This is a genomic window from Agathobaculum sp. TL06, assembly GCF_054658635.1.
Genome location: NZ_BAAGGY010000021.1, coordinates 19313 through 34873 on the forward strand (window position 1 = coordinate 19313; position 15561 = coordinate 34873).

Sequence of the window (15561 nt, forward strand, 5' to 3'; positions counted from 1 at the left end):
ATGAAAGATATCGCTTTAGCAGCCGGCTTTTTAGCTGTCATGCTGTTGGGGTTCTACCTCATGGTGAAATTGGCGAAGACGATAGAGGAAATGCAGGAGCAGAAGGAATCGTACTGCTTCCATATTGCGACGTCGAATCCATGCGCGATAAAGCAGATCATGGAAATCCTGAGCGACATGAAAGTTTTGCATCCCGATATGCATTATACCCTGTCGATCGGGCAGGAAGGAGAAATCCTGCAAATGCTGAACAGCCGCCGCTTAGATGCAGCTGTCGTCTCCCCGGAGGCGGCAGGGGGGCGCTTGCTTATGTACCGACTTTCCGTTATTTCACCCCAGCCGCTGGTGATGGATGAGGATGGGGCGCTGCTGGCATCGGCTGAAAAGGAATCTCAGCAGCAAAAGGTTATGTGGAGAATGGATGCCCCCAACCCGCTTGCACAGGAATTTGTACATCAGTTTTGTATACGCAAGGCATAGGCAGTGATATAATATTCCTGAATCAAGGGGGGAGTGCAATGGCATTTAAGACAGAGGAACTGTCTGATGTGGATAAACGGTATGGAAAGCTGACGATTTTTGCCAGCTATTTTTCCGGCGCAGGGAAGAGCTGGCGGATGCTGGAAACGGCCGAACGCGTCTGGCAGACGGGACAGGATGTGGTAATCGGGCTGCTTTCCGGCGATGCGTGGAAAGATACCGGAGCATTTGCGGATCGCTTTGAAATGCTGCCCTGTAAAGAGCTGAAGAAAAGCGGACGGGCATACAGGGAAGTCAATCTGGAAATGTGTTTGAAACGCATGCCGGATCTGATTTTGATTGATGATCTGTCGCATAACAATATGGATGGCGCTCGTCACAGGAAGCGCTATCAGGATATCGAGGAACTGCTCAAAGCCGGAATAGATGTATATACGACATTGGATATCCAGCATATCGAAAGTCTTCAGGACACAGTTTCTGATATATTAGGGGGAGCTGTTGCAGACCGTATCCCGGATCGTATTTTTGATCAGGCCGCCCGGGTAGAGTTTGTCGATATTGAACCCGAACTCCTGTGCGAGCGGCTGCTGCGGCAAACCCGAAAGACGTTCCCGTTCTCTCAGCTGAACGCATTGCGGGCAGTCGGGCTGCGCCGCTGCGCAGACAGGGCGGCAACCTGTATGCACCAGACGACGCCCCATACACATGACCAGATCCTTGTATGTATTTCCGCTTCTCCATCAAGCGAACGGATTATCCGCGCCGCTGCGCAAATGGCAAATGCGTTCCAATGCGGATTAATCGCGCTTTTTGTAGAGACAAAGAGCTTTCAATGGGCTGCAGAGGCTGACCGCAAACAGCTTCAGGAAAACATCCGGCTGGCGCAGCAGCTGGGCGCGACTGTCGAAACCGTGTATGGTGATGACGTTGCCTATCAGATCGCAGAATTTACAAGGCTGTCTGGCGCGGCTAAAATTGTAATAGGCCGCAGTACACGGCCGGGCCAGCTGTTTTTCCGAAGACCCTCCCTGATTGAACGGTTGATTTATCTGGCTCCGGCACTGGATATCCATATCATACCGGATAACCATCCGGCGAATCAAACCGCTGCAAAATATATGGAGGCCATGTATGTATCGCCGATATCCATACTGGACCTGATGAAAAGCACATTGATTCTGATATTGGTCACTCTGACTGGCTGGGTATTTTATCATTTCGGTTCAACGGAAGCGAATATCATAGCAATATATCTGTTGGGAGTTATGCTGATCTCCGTATTTACTAAAAGCTCGTTTTGCAGTCTGATAGGGTCAGTCATCGCCGTGCTGGCGTTTAATTTTTTCTTTACAGAGCCGCGCTTTACGCTACAGGCGCATGGAAGCGATTATCCGGTCACGTTTCTGGTCATGTTCCTTGTATCGTTCATCACCGGTTCCATGGCTGCGCGCTTGAAAGAGCATGCAAAGCATTCGGCGCAGGTCGCGTGGCGGACAAAGCTCCTTTTTGAAACGAACCAGTGCCTGCAAAAAGCACAGACACAGGAAGAAATCCTTTTCATAACCGCAACCCAACTACAAAAAATTTTTCAGCGCGATATCGTTGTGTATAACATAGAAAGCGGCGCGCTGAGCGCTCCGACGTTTTTCCTGATGGACGACACGCAGACCGGCGAGATCTATCGGTCGGCGGAGGAAAGGCGTGTAGCGCAGTGGGTGCTGGCGAACAACAAACGCGCCGGGGCAGGCACAGACAATTTGCCCGGGGGCCGCTGCACCTACTTGTCCATACGTACAGGGAAGCAGGTATATGGCGTGATCGGCATTGCGGCGATGGAAAAAACGATGGATTTCGTAGAAACCAGCATATTGCTGTCCATTCTCGGGGAATGCGCGCTTGCGCTTGAAAACCAGAACAATCTGGAAGAAAAAGAGGCGGCTGCCATTATGGCGAAGAACGAGCAGCTCAGGGCAAATCTGCTGCGATCCATTTCGCATGATCTCCGCACTCCGCTTACAGCGATTTCGGGTAATGCAAGCAACCTCCTTTCCAATGGCAAATTGTTTAATGAGCAGACAAAAAATCAGATGTATGCTGATATTTATGACGATGCAATGTGGCTGATCAATCTGGTGGAGAATCTGTTGTCTGTCAGCAGGCTTGAATCAGGCCGGATGAATCTCAGCCTTTCTACGGAACTGATAGAAGAGGTGGTTGCAGAGGCGCTGCGCCATATCGACCGGAAAAGCACAGAATATCATTTGCACGTACAAAAAAGCGACGAATTTACACTGGTGGAAATAGACGCAAGGCTCATTATCCAGGTGCTTATCAACATTGTGAATAATGCGATAAAATATTCGCCGCCGGGTTCGGAAATCACTGTCGACTGGAAGCGTCAGGGGAAATATGTTTATGTTTCTGTTGCGGATAACGGTCCGGGGATACCGGATTCCGCAAAGCCGCGGATATTTGATATGTTTTACAGCGCGTCGAACCGCATCGCCGACAGCCGTCGCAGCATGGGACTAGGGCTGGCGCTATGCAAGTCCATTATTGATGCACACGGTGGAGAGATCACCGTATCGGATCACTTGCCGCATGGCTCGGTTTTTACTTTTTCAATACCGGCTGGGGAGGTCGAATTGCATGAATAAGCCGTTAATATTGGTCGTGGAGGATGATATGCCGATCCGAAACCTGATCACAACAACCTTAAAGGCACATGGATACCGTTCCATCACATCGCTCAATGGTGAAACAGCCATTTTGGAAGCGAGCTCACATAATCCAGACATTATACTGCTTGACTTAGGGTTGCCGGATATAGACGGGGTAGAAGTGATACACCGTGTCCGTTCCTGGTCCAATATGCCGATTATTGTCATCAGCGCCCGTAGCGAGGATTCAGACAAGATTAAAGCTCTGGATGCCGGTGCGGATGACTATCTAACCAAACCGTTTTCCGTAGAGGAACTGCTGGCGCGGTTGCGGGTGACGCAGCGCCGGTTATCCGCTCTGCAAATCGGGGCGGTCAATACAGAGTCTGTATTTGTAAATGGTAAGCTGAAAGTCGATTTTGCTGCAGGATGTGCATGTTTGGACGGGCAGGAACTGCACTTGACCCCAAGTGAATATAAGTTGCTATGCCTTCTCTGCAAAAATGTAGGAAAGGTACTGACACATACCTTTATCACGCAGCAAATTTGGGGAAGAAGCTGGGAAAATGATGTGGCTTCGCTCCGGGTATTTATGGCAACGCTGAGAAAAAAGCTGGAGAAAGATCCGGATGCACCGCAGTATATCCAGACCCATATTGGCGTTGGCTACCGCATGATGAAGGTGGAATAATGTGTTGCCAGTCTTCAGTGAAAAGGGAAAGTACAGGATGAGGATTCGTGCAACAGATTGCTTTGCCTGAAGATATTTCCCCCTTTCGCTACCCCTTAAGAAATTTCAGCAACGGAATCCATGTGGACTAAGTGGTTGCTTATGTTATCTTTTTTGGTTATAAAGGGAAAATATAGACATAGTTGAACGAAAAATAATTCGATTCTCGTCTTCAAATCTCTCCGTCTCCGCCAGAATTTCGCACTTTTCTGAGAAAGAAAAGTGCGATTTTTCTTTTGTGTGGGGAAAAATTAGAACTTTTTCGGCGTTTTCAAAAATTTGTACTGCAATCTTGACTGCAATGGGGTCTGCAAAGCCAGACGCAGTGCGGGTTTGCGGCTATTTTGCTACCGGCAAACTGGCGATCAGTTCCTCCATTCTGGCGGCGCTGCTCTGCTGCATCTGATTGCTGACATGGGCGTAGGTCTTGAGCGTGAACGCCGGTGCGAAATGCCCTAAATTGGTCTGTACGGTTTTGATGTCGTCGCCGTTTTCGATCGAAATCGTCGCAAATGAATGACGAAGCGAATGGAAGGTATAGTTTTCCATGTCGCAGGATTGCAATGCCTTTTTCAGATGCTTATATACCGTCTGATGGTTGAGCGGGCGGCCGAAGCCATTGGTGAACACCAGATCGAACGCATTGTCCCACAGCTCACCAGCGAGCAGCCTTTGCTCCTGCTGCTTGCGGTGCTGCTTCCGCAGGATGCGGATAGCGCTTGCGGCGAGTACAATGCACCGCTGTTTGTTTTCTTTCGGCGGGGTGAGGTAGTAGTCGAACGAGCCGCGTTCATGTTTCTGCTGAAGCTGCTGCCGAATAACGATGCTGTTTTTCTCCCACAGGATATCATCCCAGCGCAGACCGAGGATTTCAGACTGCCGCAGGCCGGAAAAGATATCGAGGAAAAAGATGTTATAAAACTCGTCGTCCTCGATCGCTTTCAGGAAACGGGACAGTTCCGAGGAAGTGATCGCCTTTGCCCGGCTTTGCGTAACGCGAGGCAGGGTGCATTTGTCGGCGACGTTGCGGATAATGATCTCGTCACGCTGGGCGGCGGTCAGCAGGGCGTGAAGCGTCCCCAATACGGTATGCACGGTTTTGGGCGCTAAGCCTTTGCCGGTTGCTCCAAGCGACGCGGCGAACCGCTGCACTTCCCGATGCGTCAGATCAGTCAGCCTCTTTTTACCCAGCGCAGGAAGAATATGAATCCGCAAATTTTTTTCATACGTCCGCTGGGTAAATGGGGCGAGTGTGGAAACATGGCTCTGCATATACTCTTTTGCATACTCCGCAATCGTGATCTTATTCGGCTCTTGAAACGTGCCGTTGTCGATGCTTGAGGTGGCTGCACGCAGCTTTTCCGCGACCTCCTGCTGCGTTTTTCCATAGATGGTGTGGCGGCGCAGCTTGCCGGTTTCTGGGTCTCGTCCAGAGGTATATTGTGCAATCCATCGTCCGTCGGGACGCTTATAAATTGTCCCGCTGCCAGCTTCGCGTTTTTTCTTTTTTTGTGCCATTGTAACCGTAGTCTCCTTTCCGGCACATGCTGCTTCGGTTGATAGTTATAGTATATCATAGGAACAGAGGGTATTTAAGTCTATAACATGAAATATTCCTTGTTCTATGTAAAGAGGGCTGCCCGTGTCCGAGCAGCCCTGTTTTGCAATGTGCCTGTTTATCTGTTTGCCTGTTAACTTAACAGCCGCTGTCTGGGAACAGGTACGGCGGCTGATAGCCGTGGGTGGTTTTGCCTTGTGCGTCCAGCCATTCGGTCAGCTTGTCCTGCTTGACGAGCAACCGTTTGCCGATGCGGAAAGACGGGAAATCCGCGCGGTGCATCAGATTGTAGGCTGCGCTGCGGCTGATGCCGAGCAGCAGCGCCAGCTCCGGCGCGTTATAGGTCAACTTATCCATTTAGAACATCTCCTTTGTGTCGTCGAACCAGTAGGCTTGAAATACCGTGCCGTCACCCGTGAGAAACCGTCCTTGCGCATCATGCGGGATCTTGTCGCTGGCATCCGTGTTGTCCAGAATGATCATGGACAACACGTTGTCTGCGCGGCCGCAAATGCGGTAGCCGATGTTGTTCTTGATTTGGCCGGACAGGATATTAGCATCCGGCCGCTGGGTGGAAAGGAACAGGTGGATGCCGAACGCACGCCCCTGTCGGGCGATGGTGGACAGCCGGTTTTCAATGCGGGCAACCTGCTCCTTTTCTGCCTTGGTGAGTCCCGTCTTGTCCAGAATCTCTGCGACCTCGTCCACCGCGAACACGATCCGATCCATGGGGATCGGCTCATGCCGGTTGTAGTCGTAGATGTCCCGGTGCTCGGCTTTGCCAAGCACATCCTTGCGCTGTTCCAGCTTTTCGGTCACGTCATCCAGATAGCGCAGCAGCGTCTTGCGGTCGAGAATCAGTTTGCAGTTTGGATGCTTGCGCCATGGGCTGCCGAAGTCCACGCCGCCCTTGAAGTCCGCGATCGTGACCTGCACATTGGGCTGCTTGAGACACTGCATCAGCATCAGCTTGAGCAGCACAGATTTGCCCGAACCCGTGCCGCCGCCCAGCAAAACATGCGGGATGAGGTTGAGGTCGAGCGTCACCGGCCCGAGCAGGCTTTTGCCGAGCACTAACTTGCAGGCAGGAAACGTATTCTGTAGATAGGCATCCTTCCATGGCAGCAGTTTGGGCAGCTCGTCGGTGGCGGGAACGGTGTACAACTGGATGCGGAGCTTGCCGTCGCTTTCGCGAATGTCTGCAATATGGATGTTCAGCGCGGTTTCAATATCAGCGCGCTTGTCCTCCCATACGGACTTGGGAACACCGCAGGCCAAAAACTCGAGAACAGTCATGCGGCTGCGTATATCGTCCGATTCCTCCGTCCGGACGGCAACCAGCAACGGTGTTTCGCCCGCGTGGTTGACCAGTCCGATACGCTGCAAATTGTTCTGTATGATTTTCGCCTTGGAAGGCGTACCCGCCCATAGAATGAGCACAGCCAGCCCGCCGAACACGAGAAACGGAAAGCAAAGGCTGAACGCGATCCGGCTGACTGCATCAAAAATATCTGGTCCGCTATACGCAAGATCCCACGGGCGGATGATGCTGAACAGCAGCGCGATGAGCAGATAGAGCACCAATATCTTCAGACGGTATTGGTCTGTCCAGATCTCTTTGAGGCCGGTTTGAAACAGAAGCAGCAGATATTTGCGCTGCGTTTCCTGTTCCAGCAGATCGCGTTTTCGGTTATCCATCTTCCAGCATCCACCTCCATTCGCTGACGGGGCGGGTGATCGGTGCGACGTTCTCGCGATACTCGGTGAAAGTGCGGATGCGGCGCAGAAAGGCTTTCCACGTTTCCGGATGATACTGCTGCACCGCTTGATACTGGCGGCTAAGCGGTAGGTTAGAGGTGATATACACCTTGGTGTAGCACGCGACTTTGTCGCTGTACCGGGCGGGCAGCATGAGCGGGTAAACATCCAGTAAATTGAGCATTTCTTCGATGGGGATTTGTGACGCAAATTCCTCAAACACGATTACGTCCTGTCCATGGTAATCGTCGAAAGAAACGCCGCGTCCGTTTCGGTAGTTGGTCACGCGGTAGATGTCGCGCGGATCGTGCCGCCGATAAATGCCGCTTGTTTTACCAGTGCCGGTCGCGCCATAAAGATATTGCGTTTCCACTATGCGGTTTTGTTCGGCATATTTTTCGGACAGCAGCGTCTGCCGCAGCACGTCGATTTCCTTCACCCGGAACGCCAGCTTGGGATTTTCGCGGATGATTTGTGAAGTCGTTTTTCCAGCGGCAATGTCCTCAAGCAGGGCAGACATTTCGGGGGCTTTCTCGCTTTGCGGTTCAGGCATATGCCCGTATTCCACAAAACTGCCCGTTACCGCAGTTTCGGCTTTTTCGGTATCCGACCATTTGCCGCCTTTTTGAATATAATCGCGGTTTTCCTGCGCGCTTCCGTATGCCTTATCAATGTGCGCGGTCGGGAACAGGTTTTTGACCGTGTGCCAGCGCACCGGCGAAGGGCGGTACAGAAAAACATGCGTGTGATGCGTGCCGGTTGTCGCGGTCTCGTCCGCCATGCAGAAGTATGCGGGGGACAGTGACTGCACGAGCGCTTTGATTTTGTCATGCGTCAGGCCGCAGTCTGCCGGGTTGTTGATCGTCAGCAGGTATTTGCGGCTCTGTTCGTTCTTTGCCATGTTCACCACCTTCGATTGATAGATGGGCTGCTACATGCTACAACCATGCCCTAAGGTAATACTAACTTAGGGCATAGGCGGCGCGGCCGCAGGCCGCAGGGGGACTTTCCCCGGAAGGAAAAGTCCTCGCCCCTGACGGCCTGCGCCCTGTGCCGTCAGCCCTTGCCAGTGTTTACCGCAGAGATGCCTTTGGCACGCGCGCCCAGCTGGTACTCGCCGCCCGACCAGTACAGGTACGGTTCGAGCTCGGCAAAACGGACTTCGACAAAGCTGGCCGGCGCGTCCATCCGCTGCTCGCCGTCAATGCGCACGTTGATCTTGTCCAGCCCCTTGTCCGGCAGGGCGACCGTATAGCGGTAGCCCGTGACTGTATCCGTGCGCTGGCCGTTCTGGTATGCATACGACGGCATAACGTCCACCAGCCAGAACCGTTTGCCCAGGCTCGCGGGATCGATGATTAAATCGGAAAGCTTCATGGTAAAACTGCTCCTCCATTCTCAAAAGATGTAATGTTGATATTCTTCCAAACCGGTTTGTTACTGTAAGGATAGCAAAACCGGATGCGGAAATCGTCTCTGAAAGTAAGACAAAAACAGCCTTTTTAGAGGTGCGGAAGAAGATGGTTTGAACATTTTGTGAAGATAAGACGCGAAAAAAGAATAGTATGCACAAAAAACGGAAACAATTCGGCGTATTAAATTCAGATTTTTATTTTTGAAAATAAGAAGCGGCCGCATACCGATTTTACATGGTATGCGGCCGCTTTTCGGCTTTAAGCCGAACCTAAAAGATACTTTGAGATATCATCCAAATCGCTTAGCAATACGGCAAGAAGCTGGTTGGCGTCCTCTATGGATATGCCGGAGTGCCTGCTGATAAGATAAGCATATGCGAAATGTATCCGGTCCGTAGGGTCGAGCGCTCTGCCTTTTGCGCGCAGGAAGGCCGTTGACTGCTCTAAATCCAGGCCGAACGCCACGCAGACCGTGACGAGGATGCGCAGGGAAAAACGCTCATCCGGCTTTTTCAGCCTGTAGTAGATATTTTTGTCAAGGCCTGTCTTATCGCAGAAAGCAGCACAGTTCCAGCCTTTTGCTTTTCTGTAAGTCTCAAATTGCTCCACAAAATTTTTGTTCATGTCTAAAGATAAAGCGTATTGGCGCCGATAGGCGTCCAAAAGCTTTTCTCTATCCACTTACCAAATCCTGATCGCGTTACTGGTTCTGGAGCCGGAGGGAAGAAACAGGACGGTTGATCTTGTATCTGAAAACGGGAAAAATACAAAGAACCATAGATATTCCTCCTCTCTCGGAAAAAATGAGGGTATTACAGTGGACCCTCCGGCCTCAGAACGAAGTTTGTTGTCCGTATGCAGAAAAGGACATAAAACTGTCCTTACAGTTTCATGTCCTTAATCGCTCTGTGCTTATTGTTTTACAGCCCATAAGGCATATTGCAGCCAAGACAAATTATCCGGACTGCACATCGCTTTGACCGGATGGGCTATAACAACAAAAATTGAAATATCAGTAAAAGCTGCGTTATATTCTTGAACAACCCAGGCAGGCATACTGCCCCCTGGGCGGGTTACTCTGACACGTATTACTCTGACCTGATTTCATTTTATCCTTTTATCCATGCTTTGTAAAGTGGAGGTTTCCTCCACAAACCTTATAATCATAAAATGATTTTTACCATAATGTTAGAACTATCGATAAAACTACACAGAAAATTCAGGTATGTCCTCTGGTAGGGTAACATGCGTTATATAGGAAATGCCTAATTTTCCTGGTTATAATTTGTTAAATAGGCCTATTTTTGTTAAAAATCTCAAATAATAGTGGATACAAAAATGCAATTTGTGTATAAACTGCACACTTGCTCGAAATGTAAATTGAAAATGCTATCTGCGAAGAATACTATTAATTTAAAGACAGATTATCCATATGGATAGCTGAAAATTACACAATAGGAGGAAGACAAGAAATGAATGATCGAATCAAAATGTGTGTTCATGGCAAAGAGTGTATAAAGGATGCCAACGAGTTTTTTAATGAAAAGTATCTGGGCTGCTATGCAGAGGAAACTGGAATGGACTGCGTATTTTCACTTAATTGCTTTACAGAGATGCCCAAGGACATTTTTACAGAGGATGCACATGATGTGGACGAAATCTTGGCCTTCCTTGGTGGAAATCCTAACGATATAAGTGATTTTGATGCTGAAATCGACGTGTTCCTTGATGGAGAGAAAGTTACAGTTACGGAACCCGCCTTTTTTTCTATTCCGGCAGGAATGAAACATTCGCTGAAATATCGAAGCCTCAACAAGCCGGTTATTATGTGGGCATTCCAAATGCAGCATAAAAACTGAATCTATGTCAAGAAGAAGGGATGGAAATGGTCGAATCTACAAAGAAACAGTTTAGTGGCTACTCTCAGATGGTATGGCTGACAATCGCTAACTTTGGTGCATTCTTCTTTCTGGGCGTTATGTCGGGTGCGCTTCCTTCCACCCTGGAGAGAATAGGCGTTGACGCACAGGCTATATCCTACGCGAATGCAATTTACCCCATTATTATGTTCGCGGCATCATTTCTGGGCGCAAAGGTTTATGAAAAGCTGGGCTCGATTTTTCCAGTGGTTTTTTACTTTGCGACAACAGCAGCATATGTAGCAGCGTATATTTATGGAAATAGTATAATCCTGATTTATGCGCTTGCAATTTTCTACGGTATAGGCAACGGTATCGGTGCAAAGGCTGGAATTAGTCAGTTTGTGTCAATATGGTTTATTGACCGGCGTGATGAAATGATCGGATATGTGGCAGGGGTTTATGTGTTTGGCGCAGCTGCAGGTCTTTTTATCTATGGCGGTGTATCTACAGCGCTTGGATCAAAAGTGGCAGGAAGCCTTTTGTTTATTGTCGCTTTAATTATTTCCGGATTTTCCTGTTTAATGTTGCGGACACCAAAGCAGAAAGGACAAAAACCTCTGGCATACGGAAGCTCTCAAACTACAACTGAAGTCGGGCCAGAGGCTGCCCTGAACGGGATCGACGGAAATGCGGCCTTAAAGACGGTTTCTTTCTGGCTGTTACTGATTTCTATTATGATTATGGGGTGTACGCAGGCTCCGACGACCTATCTGACCTTACTGCTGACAGGCGCAGGCCTGCCTGAAAATTTATCTTCTGTGTTCATGGGCATTATGATGGCAGGACAAACCATTTTTATGATGCTGATTGGGAAGATATTACCAAAAATAAAATATGTAGGATACATTCTGATTACATATTTTTCCCTTTTTATTGGCTACATCATTCTGATTACTGGCATGGACAAAATGGCAATGGGGCTAATGGTCATCTGCACGATTCTGATGGGCTGCGGCACAGGTATTTCCTCGCTTTTAGGCGTATTTTTGGTTCCACATTATTATGGCATGAAAGCCTATAAGTTAACCATGCCGATCCTGACGGCGGCTCTGATTTTTGGTTCAGCCATACAGGCATTTACCATCGTGCCTATTGCCACTGCGGACGGCGGAGACTGGTACAGAGCAACCATTATTTGCGGGATTGGTATGGCTGTATCCCTTGCGTTGATTTTAGTTTCATACGCTACTGCCCCTAAATTGAAAGCCGAAAAAACTGATATGCGTGGTACAGCATGAAATCTATAAAGGAGAGGCATTGTTATGATGGATTATTTTGGATATGCTGGTAAATGCTGTGTAGTCACAGGAGCGTCTTCCGGTATGGGAAAAGCAACGACAGAAGTGTTATTAGACTTGGGGGCAAAGGTAATCGGCCTTGATGTTGTGGAAAACGTATTGCCAGGTGTACAGTATATTCCCATGGACGTAAGCGACCGCCAATCTATTGACAAGGCATTTGCACAGATTCCAGAAAAAATTGACGCTTTTTTTGCGGCAGCCGGTGTTTCTGGACAAAAGCAGAGTTTTGAGTTGACGTTCAAGATTAACTTTATGGGAAACAGATATATATTAGACGCTTATCTTGGAGAAAGAATGAAAGAGGGCGGCGCAATTGCAATTATCTCCTCCATGGCAGGTGCGCGCTGGAAAGAGTATTTGGACGAATATAAGGCCGTTGCAGATGCGGATGATTGGGATGGCATGATTGCCAAGATTAAGGAGCTTGAGCCAGATAAACATACTGGAATTGACGGATATGTTTTGAGCAAAAGAGCCATTGCTTACTATGCGCTCAGTCATGTAAAATACTGGGCCGATAAAAAGGTTCGTATTAATCTTTTGATGCCTGGTAGCACGCATTCCGCAATGACAGCGGCTTTTATCGAAGCAGGAATGGAGGACGAACTGTTAAAAACGACTGGACCTGCTAAACGCCTGGCTGAAACTCGCGAGATGGCAGAGCCATTCGTCTTTCTGAATAGTCAAATGGCAAGCTTTATCAACGGAAATACACTAACCGGTGATTTTGGCATGGACGCCATGATTAAAAACGGAGAGATAGCGGACGAATACGCCTTCAACGTGATCTGATGAAGAAAATTCTTTAATTCAAGGGGAATATTTAATGGATAAACGGTATGAAAAGATTTTAGAGCCGGGCCTTATTGGAAATGTCCATATTCGAAACAGAACCATTTGGCCGGCGATGATTCGAAATTATGCGAACCTTGACGGTAGCGTAAACAAAAAGACAATTGATCATTTTGCGGAAAGATCCAAGGGTGGTGCGGGTCTGATTATTACGGGTGCGGCATGCATCAGCCGTGAAGGAAGATCCTTCCCCAACCAACTTGCAATTGATCGAGATGAAATGATCGTTGGGTTGGCAAACCTGGCGGAAGCTATTAAAGCATATGGAGCCGCAGCATGCATCCAACTGCATCATACCGGCCGTCAAACCAGTTCGGAAAACACTGGTTTACCTGTTGTAGCACCATCCGCAATTGCATCTCCAGGGTTACCGGTTCCAAAAGAGTTGACAACGGAAGAGTGCCAAGCACTTGTGGAAGCGTATGCACAGGCGGCAAGGCGCGCAGTAATTGCTGGATTTGACGCGGTTGAATTGCACGCTGCACATGGATATTTAGTCAGTCAGTTCCTTTCCCCAAGAACAAATAAGAGAACGGACAAATATGGTGGAGATCTAAACGGCCGAATGACATTTCTAATGGAGACCATTCGTAGGATTCGTGAGGTGATCGGTTCACGCATAGGTTTGATTGTCCGGTTAAACAGCGAGGATTATCTGCCTGGTGGGATTCCGTTTGAAGAAGGAAAAGCAACAGCGATTGCAGTCGCAGAGACAGGCTTAGTTGATGCGTTGCAGATTTCGGGAGGCACTTATGAGCAAGCTGCATTAAATCCGATCCCTGGGGACTCCGCAACCTGTATGTTGGTGCCGCGCGCACATTTCATGCGGAATGTGGCAGAGATTAAAAAGGCGGTGAATATCCCGATCCTTTGCAGCAATGCTATGACACCAGAGCTGGCAGAAGAATTCCTGGAAAAAGGTGAGTTGGATTTTGTAGGTTTTGGACGTAGCATGTTTGCAGATTCGGAGTTGGTAAATAAGCTTAGAAAAGGTCAGCGAGAGGATATCCGTCCCTGTATCCGTTGTAACGAATTTTGCATTGGAAAGGAATCCATTACCGGCGTGCGCTGCACAGTTAACCCTGAGTGTGGCCACGAAGATGAGGGACCGCTCAGAAAAGCAACGCCCCCCAAAAGAGTGATTATCATTGGCGGCGGCGTAGCCGGTATGGAAGCAGCCCGCGTGGCGACCTTGCGCGGTCATAAGGTCTCACTCTATGAGAAAAGTGATAAACTCGGCGGACATCTGCATGAAGCAAGTGTGCCTACATTCAAGGCGGATCTTGGAGAAATTAAGAACTGGCTTTTACGTCAAATGGATAGACTTCATATCGACGTACATCTTAACGAAGAGTTTACATCGGACTGTTGCAGAAATGATAAGCCGGATACGATTATTGTGGCAACCGGCTCAAATCCGCTGAAGCCACATATACCCGGAATCGATGGAAAGAATGTTATCGCTGGCATTGATTTGCTTCTCGGAAAAGCTGAAGTCGGTGAAAATGTAATCGTAGCCGGTGGTGGCGCTGTTGGTTGCGAAACCGCAATATGGTTGAGCGAACAAGGTAAGAATGTAACAGTCGTTGAGATGATGCCAGAGGTTGTTAGTGATTCGCCGGTAACACGCGCAACGGTATTGGAGATGCTGAAACGTGCAGGTGTAAAACTCAGTACCGATACCAAAATTACAGCATTTGATGAGAAGGGTATCTCTGCGCTGGATAAAAACCGGAACCCCGTCCGCATCGAGGGTGATTCGATTGTACTTGCCATGGGAATGGTGCCGAATAGCAGTCTATACAATTCTGTGAAAGATTTGGCAGATGACGTATATGTGATCGGCGACGCTATCCATCCACGGCGTGTTGGTGATGCGATCCACAGCGCATATAGGATTGCATCTATCATATGAGGTAGACATATATAAAGTTTGAACAAGAAAGTAAAGTCACGGACTTTACATACAAAAACAGGAGGTATTATTATGTATAATGATCTGAAAGGTAAGTTTGTTCTTGTGACAGGTTCTGCCAGCAAGCTGGGTATGGGACATGACGCGTGTCTGCGCCTTGCTCAGGAAGGATGTATCGTAGCAGTACATGGACGTCCAGGCAAGCGAACAAATCCCGATGATATCGCTGAAGGTTGGGAAGGGGTTCCTAGTGTTGTCAAAGAAATTGAGGATATGGGGGGGAAAGCCATTCCTGTTTATGCGGAACTGACAGATGTTACTCAGGTCGAAGAGATGTTTAAGAAAATTGATGAGGAGTTCGGTAGAATCGACGTTGTTGTACACTGTGCGAGCATTTCTGGTCCGGGTTTTTGCTTGACTGAGGACTTCGATTATGATATGTGGCATAAGGTGCAGAATAGCAACGGAAACTCGTTCTGGTATGTTGCGAAGGAAGCAATCAAACGGTTTAAGGAGCAGAAATCGGGCAACCTCATTGTCATTTCTTCCGTCATGGCAAAGCATGGTGGAGCGGGAACCGCAGCTTATAACTGCGCAAAGGGCGCAAATATTACCCTGTCTCGTACGATAGCAAGGGAAGTTGCCGAATATGGTATTCGCAGCAACTGCCTGGTAGCGGGCGGCTTCGCAACGGATATGCCGGTCGTAGGCACGAGTCTGCGGCAACTGATGAAGGAGGGTATGACTTTCGAAGAAGCGGTTGAGCACAATGCACCGTGGGCAAAAGACCTTGTCCCGATGAAGCGAGTTGCGCCTGTCAGAGAAATGTCTTCTGTAATTGCATTTATGGCTTCGGAAGAGTCCAGCTTCATTACGGGTCAGGCAATTAATGTAGATGGCGGGTTTATGATGACGGTTTGATTTTCACACAATAAAAATTATATTGTTTCTACGAAAGGGCGCTTTA

The 15561-nt window shown here is 48.7% G+C and carries 14 protein-coding genes; 8 read left to right on the forward strand and 6 right to left on the reverse strand.

The features are described 5' to 3' along the window. From ACYQ3S_RS12465 to ACYQ3S_RS12475, 3 genes are read left to right on the forward strand one after another with little or no spacing between them, the layout of a single operon-like run. Positions 1 to 480 carry a hypothetical protein gene (locus ACYQ3S_RS12465; protein ID WP_459689511.1) on the forward strand — a complete coding sequence of 160 codons (480 nt, stop codon included), beginning with the start codon at positions 1 to 3 and terminating at the stop codon, positions 478 to 480. Between the two features lie 38 nt (positions 481 to 518). After that, the gene (locus tag ACYQ3S_RS12470) at positions 519 to 3140 is read left to right on the forward strand and encodes a DUF4118 domain-containing protein (protein WP_459689513.1); all 2622 of its coding nucleotides are present in this window, start codon (positions 519 to 521) and stop codon (positions 3138 to 3140) included. Further along, positions 3133 to 3834 (forward strand): response regulator, encoded by a 702-nt coding sequence (locus tag ACYQ3S_RS12475; protein ID WP_459689514.1) that lies wholly within the window; start codon positions 3133 to 3135, stop codon positions 3832 to 3834. Before ACYQ3S_RS12470 ends, ACYQ3S_RS12475 begins: the two co-directional genes overlap by 8 nt. A gap of 378 nt (positions 3835 to 4212) precedes the next feature. On the opposite strand, the gene ACYQ3S_RS12480 is transcribed toward ACYQ3S_RS12475, so the two are convergent. From ACYQ3S_RS12480 to ACYQ3S_RS12505, 6 genes are all read right to left on the reverse strand, one after another. Further along, positions 4213 to 5391: a tyrosine-type recombinase/integrase gene (locus ACYQ3S_RS12480; RefSeq protein WP_459689516.1), complete on the reverse strand. Its 1179-nt coding sequence runs from the start codon at positions 5389 to 5391 to the stop codon at positions 4213 to 4215. 178 nt (positions 5392 to 5569) lie between these two features. Continuing rightward, a complete protein-coding gene (locus ACYQ3S_RS12485; protein WP_441364410.1) occupies positions 5570 to 5788 on the reverse strand; it encodes a helix-turn-helix domain-containing protein in 219 nt (72 codons plus the stop codon). After that, entirely contained in the window at positions 5789 to 7129 is a 1341-nt protein-coding gene (locus tag ACYQ3S_RS12490) for an FtsK/SpoIIIE domain-containing protein (protein WP_459689517.1), read from the reverse strand. Further along, the gene (locus tag ACYQ3S_RS12495; protein WP_459689519.1) at positions 7122 to 8090 is read right to left on the reverse strand and encodes a viral replication protein; all 969 of its coding nucleotides are present in this window, start codon (positions 8088 to 8090) and stop codon (positions 7122 to 7124) included. The genes ACYQ3S_RS12490 and ACYQ3S_RS12495 overlap by 8 nt, the downstream gene beginning before the upstream one ends. 155 nt (positions 8091 to 8245) lie before the next feature. Then, positions 8246 to 8566: a hypothetical protein gene (locus ACYQ3S_RS12500; RefSeq protein WP_459689521.1), complete on the reverse strand. Its 321-nt coding sequence runs from the start codon at positions 8564 to 8566 to the stop codon at positions 8246 to 8248. Positions 8567 to 8862: 296 nt separating this feature from the next. After that, positions 8863 to 9285 (reverse strand): hypothetical protein, encoded by a 423-nt coding sequence (locus tag ACYQ3S_RS12505; RefSeq protein WP_459689522.1) that lies wholly within the window; start codon positions 9283 to 9285, stop codon positions 8863 to 8865. 791 nt (positions 9286 to 10076) lie between these two features. On the opposite strand from ACYQ3S_RS12505, the gene ACYQ3S_RS12510 reads away from it, so the two are divergent. From ACYQ3S_RS12510 to ACYQ3S_RS12530, 5 genes are all read left to right on the forward strand, one after another. Continuing rightward, on the forward strand, positions 10077 to 10463 hold the full coding sequence (locus ACYQ3S_RS12510; RefSeq protein ID WP_459689523.1) for a hypothetical protein: 387 nt from the start codon (positions 10077 to 10079) through the stop codon (positions 10461 to 10463). A 26-nt stretch (positions 10464 to 10489) separates the two neighbouring features. Then, positions 10490 to 11764, forward strand: a complete 1275-nt coding sequence (locus ACYQ3S_RS12515) for an MFS transporter (protein ID WP_459689525.1) — start codon at positions 10490 to 10492, stop codon at positions 11762 to 11764. Between the two features lie 24 nt (positions 11765 to 11788). Further along, complete coding sequence (locus ACYQ3S_RS12520; protein WP_459689526.1) at positions 11789 to 12619, forward strand: SDR family oxidoreductase; 831 nt, start codon at positions 11789 to 11791, stop codon at positions 12617 to 12619. A 34-nt stretch (positions 12620 to 12653) separates the two neighbouring features. Then, positions 12654 to 14594 carry an oxidoreductase gene (locus tag ACYQ3S_RS12525; protein WP_459689527.1) on the forward strand — a complete coding sequence of 647 codons (1941 nt, stop codon included), beginning with the start codon at positions 12654 to 12656 and terminating at the stop codon, positions 14592 to 14594. A 72-nt stretch (positions 14595 to 14666) separates the two neighbouring features. After that, positions 14667 to 15515, forward strand: a complete 849-nt coding sequence (locus ACYQ3S_RS12530) for an SDR family NAD(P)-dependent oxidoreductase (RefSeq protein ID WP_459689528.1) — start codon at positions 14667 to 14669, stop codon at positions 15513 to 15515. The last annotated feature ends 46 nt before the right edge of the window (positions 15516 to 15561 follow it).

Bases quoted from the DNA above. Each gene is read 5' to 3' on its own strand.
- ACYQ3S_RS12465 (WP_459689511.1), top strand. From the start codon at position 1: ATGAAAGATATCGCTTTAGCAGCCGGCTTTTTAGCTGTCATGCTGTTG.
- ACYQ3S_RS12470 (WP_459689513.1), top strand. From the start codon at position 519: ATGGCATTTAAGACAGAGGAACTGTCTGATGTGGATAAACGGTATGGA.
- ACYQ3S_RS12475 (WP_459689514.1), top strand. From the start codon at position 3,133: ATGAATAAGCCGTTAATATTGGTCGTGGAGGATGATATGCCGATCCGA.
- ACYQ3S_RS12480 (WP_459689516.1), bottom strand. From the start codon at position 5,391: ATGGCACAAAAAAAGAAAAAACGCGAAGCTGGCAGCGGGACAATTTAT.
- ACYQ3S_RS12485 (WP_441364410.1), bottom strand. From the start codon at position 5,788: ATGGATAAGTTGACCTATAACGCGCCGGAGCTGGCGCTGCTGCTCGGC.
- ACYQ3S_RS12490 (WP_459689517.1), bottom strand. From the start codon at position 7,129: ATGGATAACCGAAAACGCGATCTGCTGGAACAGGAAACGCAGCGCAAA.
- ACYQ3S_RS12495 (WP_459689519.1), bottom strand. From the start codon at position 8,090: ATGGCAAAGAACGAACAGAGCCGCAAATACCTGCTGACGATCAACAAC.
- ACYQ3S_RS12500 (WP_459689521.1), bottom strand. From the start codon at position 8,566: ATGAAGCTTTCCGATTTAATCATCGATCCCGCGAGCCTGGGCAAACGG.
- ACYQ3S_RS12510 (WP_459689523.1), top strand. From the start codon at position 10,077: ATGAATGATCGAATCAAAATGTGTGTTCATGGCAAAGAGTGTATAAAG.
- ACYQ3S_RS12515 (WP_459689525.1), top strand. From the start codon at position 10,490: ATGGTCGAATCTACAAAGAAACAGTTTAGTGGCTACTCTCAGATGGTA.
- ACYQ3S_RS12520 (WP_459689526.1), top strand. From the start codon at position 11,789: ATGATGGATTATTTTGGATATGCTGGTAAATGCTGTGTAGTCACAGGA.
- ACYQ3S_RS12525 (WP_459689527.1), top strand. From the start codon at position 12,654: ATGGATAAACGGTATGAAAAGATTTTAGAGCCGGGCCTTATTGGAAAT.
- ACYQ3S_RS12530 (WP_459689528.1), top strand. From the start codon at position 14,667: ATGTATAATGATCTGAAAGGTAAGTTTGTTCTTGTGACAGGTTCTGCC.